This is a genomic window from Rhodococcus sp. NPDC060176, from assembly GCF_042728675.1.
In the GTDB taxonomy this organism is placed as follows: Bacteria; Actinomycetota; Actinomycetes; order Mycobacteriales; family Mycobacteriaceae; genus Rhodococcus_F.
The window spans coordinates 96,650-109,969 of record NZ_JBHWYS010000013.1 but is presented as its reverse complement, the minus strand read 5'-3'; the positions used below and the strand labels follow the sequence as shown (position 1 = coordinate 109,969).

Annotated in this window: 13 protein-coding genes; 12 read left to right on the top strand and 1 reads right to left on the bottom strand. The window is 62.3% G+C overall.

Annotated elements, in window-relative coordinates; genetic code table 11:
• Nucleotides 1-12: 12 nt before the first annotated feature.
• Nucleotides 13-1,479 (bottom strand): aldehyde dehydrogenase, encoded by a 1,467-nt coding sequence (locus ACFWEM_RS32395; protein WP_378539742.1) that lies wholly within the window; start codon nt 1,477-1,479, stop codon nt 13-15.
• A 199-nt stretch (nt 1,480-1,678) separates the two neighbouring features.
• Here ACFWEM_RS32395 and ACFWEM_RS32390 point away from each other — a divergent pair, with 199 nt between their 5' ends.
• The 12 genes from ACFWEM_RS32390 (at nt 1,679) to ACFWEM_RS32335 (ending at nt 13,311) form a co-directional block, all read left to right on the top strand.
• Nucleotides 1,679-2,536, top strand: coding sequence for a mycofactocin-coupled SDR family oxidoreductase (locus ACFWEM_RS32390; protein ID WP_378539741.1), 858 nt, complete (start codon nt 1,679-1,681; stop codon nt 2,534-2,536).
• Between the two features lie 97 nt (nt 2,537-2,633).
• Nucleotides 2,634-3,239 carry a TetR/AcrR family transcriptional regulator gene (locus ACFWEM_RS32385; protein ID WP_283306808.1) on the top strand — a complete coding sequence of 202 codons (606 nt, stop codon included), beginning with the start codon at nt 2,634-2,636 and terminating at the stop codon, nt 3,237-3,239.
• Nucleotides 3,236-4,441 (top strand): cytochrome P450, encoded by a 1,206-nt coding sequence (locus tag ACFWEM_RS32380; protein WP_378539740.1) that lies wholly within the window; start codon nt 3,236-3,238, stop codon nt 4,439-4,441. Before ACFWEM_RS32385 ends, ACFWEM_RS32380 begins: the two co-directional genes overlap by 4 nt.
• Nucleotides 4,441-5,247 carry an SDR family oxidoreductase gene (locus ACFWEM_RS32375; protein WP_378539739.1) on the top strand — a complete coding sequence of 269 codons (807 nt, stop codon included), beginning with the start codon at nt 4,441-4,443 and terminating at the stop codon, nt 5,245-5,247. Before ACFWEM_RS32380 ends, ACFWEM_RS32375 begins: the two co-directional genes overlap by 1 nt.
• On the top strand, nt 5,244-6,638 hold the full coding sequence (locus ACFWEM_RS32370; protein ID WP_378539738.1) for a cytochrome P450: 1,395 nt from the start codon (nt 5,244-5,246) through the stop codon (nt 6,636-6,638). The genes ACFWEM_RS32375 and ACFWEM_RS32370 overlap by 4 nt, the downstream gene beginning before the upstream one ends.
• A gap of 2 nt (nt 6,639-6,640) precedes the next feature.
• On the top strand, nt 6,641-6,832 hold the full coding sequence (locus ACFWEM_RS32365; RefSeq protein WP_020907945.1) for a ferredoxin: 192 nt from the start codon (nt 6,641-6,643) through the stop codon (nt 6,830-6,832).
• 58 nt (nt 6,833-6,890) lie between these two features.
• Complete coding sequence (locus ACFWEM_RS32360) at nt 6,891-7,442, top strand: hypothetical protein (protein WP_042450454.1); 552 nt, start codon at nt 6,891-6,893, stop codon at nt 7,440-7,442.
• A gap of 5 nt (nt 7,443-7,447) precedes the next feature.
• On the top strand, nt 7,448-8,695 hold the full coding sequence (locus ACFWEM_RS32355; protein WP_378539737.1) for a hypothetical protein: 1,248 nt from the start codon (nt 7,448-7,450) through the stop codon (nt 8,693-8,695).
• 26 nt (nt 8,696-8,721) lie between these two features.
• Nucleotides 8,722-10,359, top strand: coding sequence for an acyl-CoA synthetase (locus ACFWEM_RS32350; RefSeq protein ID WP_378539736.1), 1,638 nt, complete (start codon nt 8,722-8,724; stop codon nt 10,357-10,359).
• A 54-nt stretch (nt 10,360-10,413) separates the two neighbouring features.
• Nucleotides 10,414-11,667, top strand: a complete 1,254-nt coding sequence (locus tag ACFWEM_RS32345) for a cytochrome P450 (RefSeq protein WP_378539735.1) — start codon at nt 10,414-10,416, stop codon at nt 11,665-11,667.
• Nucleotide 11,668: 1 nt separating this feature from the next.
• On the top strand, nt 11,669-12,442 hold the full coding sequence (locus ACFWEM_RS32340; protein ID WP_283306798.1) for an ABC transporter permease: 774 nt from the start codon (nt 11,669-11,671) through the stop codon (nt 12,440-12,442).
• The gene (locus ACFWEM_RS32335; protein WP_378539734.1) at nt 12,439-13,311 is read left to right on the top strand and encodes an MlaE family ABC transporter permease; all 873 of its coding nucleotides are present in this window, start codon (nt 12,439-12,441) and stop codon (nt 13,309-13,311) included. The genes ACFWEM_RS32340 and ACFWEM_RS32335 overlap by 4 nt, the downstream gene beginning before the upstream one ends.
• The last annotated feature ends 9 nt before the right edge of the window (nt 13,312-13,320 follow it).

Sequence of the window (13,320 nt, the reverse complement as noted above, 5' to 3'; positions counted from 1 at the left end):
GGGGTGTGAATGTCAGGAAGGTGAAGCGACGAGCTTGGTTTCGAGGTATTCCTCGAAACCTGCGAGACCCATTTCGCGGCCGATCCCGGATTGTTTGTAGCCCCCGAACGGTGCATCGGCCGAGTACCAGACGCCGCCGTTGACGCTCAGCGTTCCGGTTCTGACACCCGCTACAACGTGCGCGATGCGATCGGGATCGGTGCCCCACACCGACCCGGACAGTCCGTAGGGCGAATCGTTGGCGATCCGGATGGCGTCGTCGTCGCTGTCGTAGGGAATGATCACGAGGACGGGTCCGAATATTTCCTCCTGCGCTACCCGCGACGAGTTGTCCAGCCCGGCAATGAGAGTGGGCTCGACGAAGAAACCGCGCTCGTGATCGGCAGGACGCCCACCGCCTGTGACGACCGTACCGCCCTCTTCGGCGGCCAGCGCGAGGTAGCTCTCCACCCTGGCGCGCTGGCGCGCCGAGATGACCGGGCCACACACCGTTCCGCGCGCGCTGGGGTCGCCGGCTCGGATACCCGCCATCGCGGCAGATGCCGCGGCCAGAGCATCGTCGTACCGAGAGCGTGGCACCAGAAGTCTGGTACTGAGCGCGCATCCCTGACCGGCATGAACGCAGACGGAGAACGCGGCAACCGAGCATGCACCCTTGATGTCCGCATCGTCGAGGACGATGAATGCGGACTTACCCCCGAGTTCGAGGAAGACCTTCTTGAGAGTTTGCGCGGCCGTGGCCATCACTGTGCGTCCGGTGGCGGTGGAACCGGTGAAGGACACGAGATCGACGCGCGGATCGCTGCACAGCTGCGCGCCTAGGGAGTGATCCGTCGACGTCACGACGTTGACTACGCCGGCCGGGATCTCGGTTTCCTCTGCAATCACCTTGGCGACCAGCGCGGCGCACCAGGGCGTGTCCGGCGCGGGTTTGAGAACGATGGTGTTGCCGGCTGCGAGGGCGGGACCGAGCTTGGCGAAATTGATCTGGTGCGGGAAGTTCCACGGTGTGATCGCACCTACGACGCCAACTGCTTCCTTGAGTAATCGGCGATGGGTGGGTATGCCCATGGGTGACGCGTGGCCGAGATCTTGTTCCCACGCATAGGATTCGATCAGGTCGGCCCAGTAGCGAAGATCTTCGATCGGGCCCTCGAGTTGTGGGCCGCTCGTCAGCATGACGGGCGCGCCCACCTCGGCAACAGTGATCTCACGTAGTTCTTCGATGTGGGACTGGAGTGCCTCGCACAGTTGGCGCAGGCAGCGAGCGCGAAATTCGTGATCGCGCGCCCACTCGGTACCGTCGAATGCACGGCGTGCGGCGGCGATGGCCGCATCCATGTCCGCGGCGGTGCCTTCGGCAGCGCGGCCGATCAGTTCCTCTGTTGCCGGATTGAAAACTTCGAAAGTTCCGCCCGATCCGGGAATCAGCTTTCCGTCGACGAGAAGTGCAGAACTGTCTGCGGGTCGGAGCGTCATAGCGCGAGCCCTCTCTTTCTGGACATGTGTCTGGACTCTAGTTCACACTTCGGATTGAGGCAATGGTTTTTGGGGCATAAGAGATTTCGAGCCAAGTTGTTCGAGAGTCCGTGGATCGGCCTCGACGAAAAGCGCCTCACGTCCGGTGAGGCGCCGCTACGGTTCACCACACCGTCCATACCCGCAGAGGAGTAATCGAATGAACAGAGTTGACGGAAAAGTGGTGCTGGTGACCGGCGCTGCGCGAGGTCAGGGGCGCAGTCATGCCGTCCACCTGGCACGCGAGGGCGCGCATGTCATCGCCTTCGACCTGTGTGCCGACATCGCCAGCAACGAGTACCCACTCGCCAGTCCTGCCGATCTCGAGGAGACGGCTCGACTGGTGAAAGAGACCGGGCAGCAGGTGGTGGCGGCCCGGGTCGACGTCCGCGATCGCGCCGGACTCGAAACGGCCCTGGCGGAGGCGGTGAGCCAATTGGGCGGACTGCATGTCGTCGTGGCGAATGCCGGTATCTGTCCGCTCGGCAAGCACGTGTCCACCGCAGGTTTTGTCGACGCGTTCGACGTGAACTTTCTCGGTGTCGTCAACACAGTGCACGCATCGATGGAGTATCTCGGCGAAGGGGGTTCGATCATCGCGATCGGATCTGTCGCCGGCCTGGTGCCGCAGACCGGATTCAACGGTCAGCAGGCGCTCCAGGGTCCGGGAGGAGACGGATACGGCCTGGCCAAGAAGCTGATTCAGGCCTACACCAGTTCGTTGGCGCTGACCCTCGGGCCGAGCTCCATTCGAGTCAACGCGATTCACCCGACCAACGTGAACACCGACATGTTGCAGAGCATGCCGATGTACCGGACGCTCCGTCCTGATCTCGAGAATCCGACCGCCGAGGATGCGGCAGTGACGTTCCCGTTCATGCAGGCTATGCCGACTCCGTGGGTCGAGCCCGCGGACATCTCGCATGCAGTCGTGTACCTGTCCTCCGACGAATCGCGTTTCGTGACTGGCCAGCAACTGCGCGTCGACGCCGGTGCCGGGATGAAGATCGGTCTGTAGTAAAACTTTTCGCCTTGCTGCTGCCTGTCGGCGGTGAATTCTGGGAGTTTCGCCGTTTCGTTGCCCTGGACACGACGCTGTAGTAACGTCCAGACACGTGTCCAGCAAACGGGGCGAGCGAAGTGGCGGGGGATCGGTTGTCTACGAATCCACCCGTCGGCGCCTCACGGGCAAACAGGCGGAGACGGTAGCCAGACTTGCTGAGGCGACCGTGAAAGTTTTACGCGAACAAGAGTTTTCCGGTCTGAGTATCCGTTCGGTTGCGGCCGAGGCCGGCGTGGGAACTGCCACCGCATACACGTACTTCGCGTCCAAGGAGCATCTGGTCGCCGAGGTCTTCTGGAGAAGACTTCAGGGGTCGTCGGCGCCCGACGGCGCCGGACTGGATCGCACCGCGCACGTGCTGTCTGTGCTTCGCAACATCGCACTGCTTCTCGCGGACGAACCGGAGGTGTCTGCGGCCGTGACCAACGCCCTGCTCGGCACCGATCCGGAAGTGGAGCATCTCCGCGGCCGGATCGGGTTCGAGATCCACCGCAGACTCGCCTCGGCACTGGATCCGAATGGTGAGCCCGAAGTGCTGGAAGCGCTCGAAATGCTCTATGCGGGAGCGCTTCTGCGCGCAGGTATCGGGTACGGAACCTACGCGCAAATTGCCGGACGCCTCGAAGCATCCGCACTACTGATCCTGGAGAAATCATGACAGAAGCTTTGATCGATCCGGTGGTCTTCAATCCGTACGACTACCACTTCCACGACGACCCGTATCCGACGTACAAGCGTCTGCGCGAGGAATCCCCGCTCTATCACAATCCGGACGTGGGCTTCTGGGCGTTGTCGCGGTATGCGGACGTGGTCGAGGGGTTCAAGGACAACAAGCGCCTGTCGAGCGCAAACGGAGTGTCTCTCGATCCCGCGGCATACGGGCCACACGCACACTATGTGATGTCGTTTCTCGCGATGGACGACCCTCGCCATATGCGGTTGCGCCAGTTGGTCTCTCGCGGATTCACACCGCGGCGGGTTGCGGAACTCGACGGACGGATACTCGAACTGACGAAGCAACACCTGATACCTGCGCTGGGCGCAGGGGAGTTCGACTGGATCACGGAGGTGGCGGGAAAGCTGCCGATGGACGTCATCTCCGAGCTCATGGGAGTCCCCGAACCCGATCGAGCCGAACTGCGGCGTAAGGCGGACCTGGTGGTACATCGGGAGGCGGGTGTCCTCGACGTCCCGCAACCAGCGGTGGAAGCCTCGATCAGCCTGATGGGCTACTACAAGGACATGATCGCGCAGCGTCGGCGCGCGCGGACGGACGATCTGACCTCGGCGTTGCTCGACGCCGAGATCGACGGAGACAAGCTCTCGGATCAGGAGATCCTCGGGTTCATGTTCTTGATGGTGGTGGCGGGAAACGAAACCACGACCAAGCTTCTCGGAAACGCGTTGTACTGGGGCTCACACCACCGCGCACAGATCACACCCGTGCTCGACGATCCCGAACGAGCCTCGGAGTGGGTGGAAGAGACCCTCCGCTACGACACGTCGAGCCAGATCGTGGCGAGAACGAGTGTTGTCGACCTCGAATATCACGGGCGCACCATTCCCGCGGGAGAGAAGGTATTGCTCCTGATCGGTTCGGCCAATCGTGATGCGGACGTGTTCGAAGACGCGGACAGCTTCCAGATCGGTCGAAGCTCATCCGGCAAGCTTGCCAGTTTCGGTGGCGGCGTTCACTTTTGCCTCGGCGCCCACCTCGCAAAGCTCGAAGCCAAGATCGCCCTCGCAGAATTCGGCCGTCGGGTCAGCAGCTACGAGGTCGACGAGTCCGGAATCGAACGTGTTCATTCGACCAATGTCCGGGGCTTTGCGGCCCTACCCGTGAAAGTGCAGGTGCGCTGATGCCTCGTTTCGAACCCAACCCGGCTCGCCGGCCCGCACTGATCAGTGGTGCGTCGTCGGGAATCGGTACCGCTACCGCGTATGCCCTGGCCGAACTCGGCCACCCTGTTGCCCTCGGTGCGCGTCGACTTGCAGAGTGCGAGGCCATTGCCGAGAAGATCCGCAGTAACGGCGGCGAGGCCTACGCACACTTCCTCGACGTCACTGACGGTGATTCGGTCGACGGATTCGTCGCGGCAGCGGAGGCGGTGCACGGTCCCACCGAGATCGTCGTCTCCGGTGCCGGTGACCTCGAATTCGGCGCCGCGGATGAGATGGATCCGGAGGCGTTTCTCCGGCAGATCCAAGTCCACCTCGTTGGTGCGCAGCGATTGGCGCACCGCGTTCTCCCCGGTATGCGTCAACGTCAGCGTGGTGACTTCGTCCTGATCGGCTCCGACTGCGCTGAACGCCAGCGGCCGCTCATGGGTGCGTACGACGCAGCCAAAGCCGGGCTCGAAGCCATGGGGCGCCAGATGCGAATGGAACTGGAGGGAACAGGTATTCGCGCGTCGATCGTGCGGCCAGGGCCGACACTGACCGGCATGGGCATGGACACGACGCCCGAGATCATCGGGCCGGTCGGGGAATCGTGGAGCAAGTGGGGGTTTGCCCGCCACGGCTACTTTCTGCGTGCCTCGGACATCGCCAATGCCATCGTCGCCGTCGTGTCGGCGCCGCGCGGGGCTCACATCGTGCTCGTCGAAGTTCAGCCCGAGGCACCACTGGACAAACTTCCCACTGCGAACTCACAGGAGACGACATGACGCACGGAGTGCAGGAGACGTCGCGAACACTGCCCGAGCCACCGCGGGTGTCCGGTGGGGACCTCCCGCACGGGCATCTCGAGGAACTGAGAACCGACCCGATTGCGCTGATGCGCAGGGTGCGCGAAGAGTGCGGTGACGTCGGTGCCTTTCAACTTGCCGACCGCACCGTGATCTTGTTGTCGGGAGCGGAGGCAAACGAGTTCTTCTTCCGTTCCACTGACGAAGATCTCGACCAGCAAGCTGCGTACCCGTTCATGAAGCCGATCTTCGGTGAGGGCGTGGTCTTCGATGCCAGCCCGGAGCGGCGTAAGGAGATGCTGCACAACTCGGCACTGCGCGGTGAACAGATGCGTGGGCACGCCGCCACGATCGGCCGCGAGGTCGAGGCGATGGTCGCGCAGTGGGGAGACGAAGGTGAGATCGATCTGCTGGACTTCTTCGCCGAGCTGACCATCTACACCTCGTCGGCGTGCCTGATCGGCAAGAAGTTCCGCGACGAACTCGACGATAGCTTCGCCAAGCTGTATCACGAGCTCGAACAAGGCACGGATGCTTTGGCTTTCGTGGATCCGTATGCGCCGATCGAGAGCTTCCGCCGACGCGACGAGGCCCGGTTGGCGTTGGTCGCTCTGGTGCAGGAGATCATGAACGGCCGGATCGCGAATCCTCCACAGGGCAAGGAGGACCGCGACATGTTGGACGTGTTGGTTTCGGTCAAGGACGAGAACGGCGCCCTCCGGTTCAGTGCCGACGAGATCACCGGAATCTTCATCTCGATGATGTTTGCAGGCCACCACACGACTTCCGGCACGGCAGCGTGGTCGCTGATCGAGATGTTGCGGCATCCGGACACCATGTCGGACGTGGTCGAGGAACTCGACAATCTGTACTCCGATGGCGCTGACATCAGTTTCCATGCTTTGCGACAGATTCCGGTTCTCGAGGCAGTGGTCAAGGAAACCCTTCGACTGCATCCGCCGTTGATCATCCTGTTACGAGTGGCGCGTGGAGATTTCGAAGTGGGCGGCTTCGAGATCAGGGAAGGCCACCTTGTCGCCGCGACACCCGCGATCTCCAATCGAATCGCCGAGGACTTCCCGCGTCCGGACACCTTCGATCCCGGTAGGTACATCGACCCGAATCAAGAGGACATCGTCAACCGCTGGACGTGGATTCCGTTCGGAGCCGGCCGGCATCGCTGCGTCGGCGCCGCGTTCGCTCAGATGCAGCTCAAGGCGATCTTCTCGATCTTGCTGCGGGACTACGAGTTCGAGATGGCGCAACCGTCGGAGTCCTACCGAAATGATCACAGCAAGATGGTCGTCCAGCTGCAGCAGCCGTGCGCGGTGAGGTACCGGCGCCGAACGAGTCCCGGGAGCGAGGGCTGATCATGCACGTCGAAGTCGACCTGGACCTGTGTCAAGGCCATGCGGCATGTGAACTGGAAGCACCGGAGATCTTCGTCGTTCCGAAGCGAGGGAAGGTCAGTCTTCTGGATTCCGACCCACCTGAGTCGCTCCGCGGTGAAGCCGAGATGGCAGTCAGGTATTGCCCGACCGGCGCACTGAGGATTGTCGACTGATTGCAGCGGATTGTCGACTGATTGCAGCGAATTCACGTACTCGAGGGAGGAAGTTCAGATGACCGGTTTCGACCGCGCAGAGCTCGACGAGATGGTCCAACGCTGGATCGAGGCGAACAAGAAGGCCGAAGCCGCCGGCGATTGGAAGCCGTTGGCGGACATGTACACCGAGGACGCCACGTACGGCTGGAACTACGGTCCCAAGCAGGATTTCATGGCGGTCGGGCGCGAGGAAATTCGCGAAGTCGCGCTCGGGCTCGAGATGAAGGGACTCGAAGGCTGGGAGTACCCGTATCAAGACTTCGTCATCGACGATCGAAGCGGCAACGTCATCGGTTTGTGGAAGCAGATTTCCGACGCCAAGCGTGAGGACGGGAGCAATTACTCGGTCTACGGTATCGGCGGAAGTTGGTTCCGCTACGGCGGAGATTTCCAATGGTCCTGGCAGCGTGACTTCTTCGACTTCGGGAACGTGTCGGCACTGTTCATGGAGATGATCGGCAACAACGCACTCTCGAAGGGGATGCAGGGGCGGATCCAGCGATCGATTTCGGGCGACCCGCTACCGGGCTGGTATCCCGTGGGAACCGCACCGGTTCCGCTGTGGTGAGTCCGATGTCGGTGCGCGATTCCTTCGAGACACTCTCGCAGCGCGACCTTGCCGTGCTGGTGCCCGAGTTGCTCCTGTGCGGGCAACTCATCGACCGCTCGGGCATGGCACATCTGATCGTCGAGTTCGGCCGCGAAGGAATGGCGCAGGTGGCCGTCGAGGAATGGGAATCGGCCAGTCCCTGGTACACCCGCCGCATGCAGAAGGCCCTCGGATACGAGGGCGACGACGTCGTGACGATTTTCAAAGGGCTACAACTCGACATCGGCGCGCCGCCACAGTTCATGGACTTTCGATACCGGGTCGACGATCCGCTGCACGGTGAATTCTGGCTCGATCATTGCGGAGCGCTCATGGACGTCGAGCCGTTGGGAGACGAGTTCGTCACTTCTATGTGCCACGACATCGAGGACCCGACCTTTGATGCGACTGCCATCGCGACCAACCCGCACGCCCAGATCCGCCCGATTCACCGACCACCGCGCAGACCCGCAGACCGACATCCGCACTGCGCCTGGACCGTTGTCATCGACCCGTCACACACTCCTCCCGTGATGACTGCACACACCGAGCAGATCGGACGCAGTGAAGCGGTGACGGTCGTGCTGAGCCCGATCGATCACGGCGGGGAAGGTAGGTCGGACTATTCGGGGCCGTTGTTGTCGGACCTGAGGTTCTCCGACTTCTCACGTTCGGCCTTGGTTCGTATCGCAGAGGAGATCTGCGTGCAGCATCACTTGTTGGCGTTGGGATTTCTGGCCGCGGTTCGCCGTCGTGCCAGTGAGGACAAGGCGCGCGAGATCACTCGCAAGCAACTCACGGGAATCGCAGGAGTGGCTGCACAGCGCATCCGAGATGCGCTCGGCCTTCCCTCGACTCTGGAATCGCTGGCGTTGGTCCTGTCCGTGCACCCCTTGCTCAGTCCGAAGCAGTACGTGGAGAGTGAGATTCGACCCGACGGCGATGCTCTGGAGCTGTGGATCTCGCGAGAAGGTCTTGTCGACCGCGACGGCGGTTGGCCGACCTTGCTCGGCAGCGGGCATCTCGATGCCCTCCAGGCGTTGGTTCGCGGAGTGAATCCGCACTTCACCGTGAGAGTGGTGGCCGAAGATGCCGCGGGACTCCTTCTAACCGTGGACATCACCGAAGCGCCGGCTCCGGAATGCGTCGAAGTAGCCATCACGAAGGTCAGTACCGGCGCGGCCTTCGTATTCGAAGATCGCGGAATTCCCTTGCCTCTCTTCGTCGTCTGAGTGACCGAACCCGAAGGACTCATCCAATGGCTTACACGTTCGCAGACCTGTTCGAGCATTCTGTCGACGCGATGCCCGATCGCCTCGCGCTGATCGTTTCCGGTGAGGAGGTGACTTACCGTGAGCTCGACGAGCGGGCGAACCAATTGGCGCACTACTTCCAGTCCGTCGGGTTGGGTGTCGGTTCGCATATCGGCATTCACCTGCACAACTCGATCGAGGCGATGGTCGCAGTCCTCGCGGCCTTCAAGATCCGCGGGGTTCCCATCACGGTGAACTACCGCTACACGAGCGACGAATTGGTCTATCTGTACGAGAGCGCGGATCTCGAGGCGTTGGTTTTCCATCGTGGTTTCGCCGAACGAGTCGCCGAAGCCTTGCTGTCCACAGCGCGGGTGAAGCACGTCGTCGAGGTGCCCGACGAACTCGCGCTCGGGAATGAACCGTCGGTTCCGAGGGCAGTGGCGTACGGCGATGCCCTCGGTGACCAATCCCCGCTTCGTACAGGTGAACACGCATTTCCAGAGCGTTCCGGCGACGACGTCTACGTTCTCTACACGGGCGGAACCACCGGACGACCGAAAGGCGTCGTCTGGCGCCAGGAAGACATCTGGCGGGTGTTGGCCGGCGGCTACGACTTCTATTCGGGAGAGCCGATCGCCGACGAGTACCAACAGTCGCGTGGTGGCGCAGCGGCAGCCGAACCCATGCGGTGGTGCATGCTTCCACCGCTTATCCACACGTCCGCGTTGATGCCGACGTTCAACGCGCTGTTCTCGGGCAACACCGTCATCTTCGAACCCAAATTCGATGCCGCACACGTCTGGCGGGTCGTCGCCGAATATCGGCCGCAGGTCATGGTCATCACCGGTGATGCCATGGGTCGTCCACTGGTCGAAGCCCATCGCGAATTGCAACCTGATGCGTCGAGCCTGGCTGTACTCGCGTCCGGTGCTGCACTCTTCTCCGGTTCGGTCAAAGACGCGTTCTTCGACGTATTTCCGAATCTGATGATCTCCGATTCGGTCGGCTCCTCCGAAACAGGCTTCGGCGGAATCGGATTCGCAACCAAAGGGCTCGAGCAGCGCGGTGGCCCCAAGGTGGGAGCCAACAGATTCACGGTCGTCGTCGACGACGACAATCGAGTGTTGGAGCCGGGCTCGGGCGCCGAAGGATGGCTGGCGAAACTCGGTAACGTTCCTCTCGGCTACTACAAGGATCCGGTGAAGTCGGCCGAGATATTCCGCGAGGTGAACGGCGCACGGGCAGTGGTGACCGGAGACCGGGCACGGATCGAGGACGACGGCTCGGTCACCCTCCTCGGACGGGGAAACATGGTGGTCAACACCGGCGGCGAGAAGGTCTTCGTGGAAGAAGTCGAAGCAGTGGTGAAGGCCCATCCCGACATCTACGACGCGACAGTGATCGGTGTTTCGGACGAGCGGTGGGGCAGTCGGGTGGCGGCTGTGCTCCGCATCCGCGACGGTGTGGAACCGGATTTCGAATCCATCGAGAAACACGCCCGCAGTCAGCTTGCCGGCTACAAGATTCCGCGTTCCTTCTGGATCGCCGACGACGTTGTTCGAGCGCCGAGCGGTAAACCGGACTACCGGTGGGCAAAGGAGTTCTCGCAGAGCCGAGACCCTGCCCACCGGATCGACTAGCGCTCGCACACCGCACCCGGCACCCCGTTACCCATCCGTAAAGGAGCATCTGCAATGCGTGAGATCGACCTTCCCGACGGGTTCGACGTGACCGACCCCCAGCTGTACGGCGAGCGCGTCCCGCTTGCCGAATTCGCCGAACTACGACGGTGCGCTCCGGTCTGGTGGAACGCGCAGGAACCGGGCACCGGCGGATTCCATGACGGTGGTTGTTGGGTGGTCTCCCGTCACGCAGACGTTCGTGACGTCTCGTTGCGCAGCGAGGTGTTCTCCAGCAACGTCAACGGCTGCATTCCCCGCCACGAGGACAACATCTCCGTTGAGGAGTTGGAGGCAACCAAACACGTCCTGATCAACAAGGACGCCCCCGAGCACACGCAGTTGCGCAAGTTGGTGGCACGCTTGTTCACTCCTCGTTCGGTGGAAGCGATGCGAGCCGGCCTCGAAGCGCGCGCGGAGGCCATCACGTCGGCCGCCGTAGCGGAAGGTAGCGGCGATTTTGTCAGCCAGGTCGCCAGTGAGCTACCCATGCAGGCGATCTCGGAGCTGATCGGTGTACCGCAGGACGGGCGTCGTCAGCTCTACGAATGGTCGAATCAGATGACGGGCTACGACGACGAGTCACTCGCCGGCGAGTCCCGGATGGCGTCGGCGCAGATCTTGGGCTACGCCTATCAACTGGCCGAGGCGAGACGGGAGGAACCGCTCGACGACATCATCTCCCGTTTGGTGCATGCCGACATCGACGGACAGAAACTCACCCCGGAACAGTTCGGATTCTTCGTCATCATGTTGGCTGTCGCCGGCAACGAAACGACGCGCAACGCCACGACGCTCGGCATGATGGCGTTTCTCGAACATCCGGATCAGTGGGAGCTGTACAAGCGTGAACGTCCGCGCACCGCTGCGGACGAGATCATCCGCTGGGCTTCGCCGCTCACGTCGATGCAGCGGACAGCAGTGGTCGACACACAGATCTCCGGCACCGCGATTGCGAAGGGGCAGCGCGTCGTACTGCTCTACGGCTCGGCCAACTTCGACGAGACCGTGTTCGAGAACCCCGACGTCTTCGACATCACCCGAGATCCGAACCCGCACCTCGCATTCGGGGGAACCGGACCCCACTACTGCGTGGGCGCAAACCTGGCCAGAATGGAGGTCGACCTGATCTTCGGCAAGATCGCCGATCACATGCCCGACATCAGCAAACTCGGCGATCCGAGCCGGTTGTCGTCCGGATGGCTCAACGGAATCAAGGAATTCAAGGTCGATTACGGCAACTCCACGTCGTGTCCTTCGGGGCATTGACATGTACAGCGGAAAAGTTTCACTTGCCGGCCCGATGCGCGAACTCGGCCAGTTCTACCGGATGGGCGCCGATGTTGCAGTGGGCTTGTTCCGCACCCGCTTTCAGGTGCAGGAGTTTCTCGAGCAGAGCTGGATGATCGCCAGGGTGTCGATCGTGCCGACGGTGTTGGTGGCCGTGCCGTTCACGGTTCTGGTGAGTTTCACGCTCAACATCCTGCTCCGCGAGATCGGCGCCGCCGACCTCAGCGGCGCCGGGGCCGCGCTAGGCGCCGTGACCCAGGTCGGTCCGGTGGTGACAGTGCTGATCGTGGCAGGTGCCGGCGCGACAGCCATCGCCGCCGATCTGGGATCGAGAACAATTCGCGAAGAGATCGACGCCATGGAGGTGCTCGGGATCGATCCGATCAATCGGCTGGTGATTCCGCGGGTGGTCGCGTCGACCGTGGTGGCTTTGCTGCTCAATGGACTTGTCTGCGTCATCGGTATTGCCGGGGGCTACGCCTTCTCGGTGTTTCTGCAGGGCGTCAATCCCGGCGCGTTCGTCGAGGGAATCACGTTGCTGACAGGTCTGCCCGAGGTGGCGTTGTCGATGGTCAAAGCCGCATTGTTCGGGATGCTCGCGGGATTGGTGGCCTGTTATCGCGGACTGTCGGTGCGTGGTGGGCCGAAAGGTGTGGGGGAGGCCGTGAACGAAACGGTGGTGTATGCGTTCATGGCGTTGTTCGTCGTCAACACCATCGTCACCGCGGTCGGCATCCGATTGACGGCGGGGTGACCCCGGTGACCTTGTCGGACTCGCTTGCACAGATCGGCAAGTTCGGACGCACGCGCGCGCGGGTGGCCCGGACGTCGCGCTCGATCGACGACGTCGGGCGACAAGCTGTCTTCTTCGCGCGCGCCATCGCTCACATCCCGTGGGCCATTCGCAAGCACCCGAAAGAAGTACTGCGACTGGTCGCCGAGATCAGCATGGGCACAGGCGCTTTGGCGGTGATCGGCGGCACCGTCGCAGTCGTGGGATTCTTGACTCTCGCCTCGGGCGGCACTATAGCGATTCAGGGTTTCAGCTCGTTGGGCAACATCGGAGTCGAAGCGCTGACCGGTTTCTTCTCGGCATTCATCAACGTGCGTATCGCCGCGCCGGTCATCGCGGGAATCGGTTTGTCCGCCACGATCGGCGCAGGTTCGACCGCACAGATCGGTGCCATGCGCATCAGCGAGGAGATCGACGCCCTCGAATCGATGGCGATCAGTTCGGTGCCGTACGTCGTCAGCACACGCGTCACTGCGGGGATGCTCGCGATTCTGCCGTTGTACTCCCTGGCGCTCGTAGGATCTTTTCTGGCCGGAAGGTTCACCACGGTCGTCCTGTTCGGTCAGTCGTCCGGCCTCTACGACCACTACTTCACGACGTTCCTCGATCCTGTGGACGTCGCGTGGTCGTTCGTTCAGGTGCTCGTGATGGCACTCCTGGTGATGTTGATCCACACGTACTACGGATACAACGCGTCCGGCGGGCCGTCGGGTGTCGGAACCGCAGTGGGCCGCGGGGTTCGGCTCTCGCTTATCTGCGTCGTTGCGGTGACCCTGCTCGTCTCACTCGCACTCTACGGCGGTTCCGGCAACTTCAATCTGTCCGGTTAGGGGGACTGC

What these genes read in the sequence shown, in the direction of transcription:
- ACFWEM_RS32395 (WP_378539742.1), bottom strand. Translation starts at nt 1,479, where the DNA reads ATGACGCTCCGACCCGCAGACAGTTCTGCACTTCTCGTCGACGGAAAG.
- ACFWEM_RS32390 (WP_378539741.1), top strand. Translation starts at nt 1,679, where the DNA reads ATGAACAGAGTTGACGGAAAAGTGGTGCTGGTGACCGGCGCTGCGCGA.
- ACFWEM_RS32380 (WP_378539740.1), top strand. Translation starts at nt 3,236, where the DNA reads ATGACAGAAGCTTTGATCGATCCGGTGGTCTTCAATCCGTACGACTAC.
- ACFWEM_RS32375 (WP_378539739.1), top strand. Translation starts at nt 4,441, where the DNA reads ATGCCTCGTTTCGAACCCAACCCGGCTCGCCGGCCCGCACTGATCAGT.
- ACFWEM_RS32370 (WP_378539738.1), top strand. Translation starts at nt 5,244, where the DNA reads ATGACGCACGGAGTGCAGGAGACGTCGCGAACACTGCCCGAGCCACCG.
- ACFWEM_RS32365 (WP_020907945.1), top strand. Translation starts at nt 6,641, where the DNA reads ATGCACGTCGAAGTCGACCTGGACCTGTGTCAAGGCCATGCGGCATGT.
- ACFWEM_RS32360 (WP_042450454.1), top strand. Translation starts at nt 6,891, where the DNA reads ATGACCGGTTTCGACCGCGCAGAGCTCGACGAGATGGTCCAACGCTGG.
- ACFWEM_RS32355 (WP_378539737.1), top strand. Translation starts at nt 7,448, where the DNA reads ATGTCGGTGCGCGATTCCTTCGAGACACTCTCGCAGCGCGACCTTGCC.
- ACFWEM_RS32350 (WP_378539736.1), top strand. Translation starts at nt 8,722, where the DNA reads ATGGCTTACACGTTCGCAGACCTGTTCGAGCATTCTGTCGACGCGATG.
- ACFWEM_RS32345 (WP_378539735.1), top strand. Translation starts at nt 10,414, where the DNA reads ATGCGTGAGATCGACCTTCCCGACGGGTTCGACGTGACCGACCCCCAG.
- ACFWEM_RS32340 (WP_283306798.1), top strand. Translation starts at nt 11,669, where the DNA reads ATGTACAGCGGAAAAGTTTCACTTGCCGGCCCGATGCGCGAACTCGGC.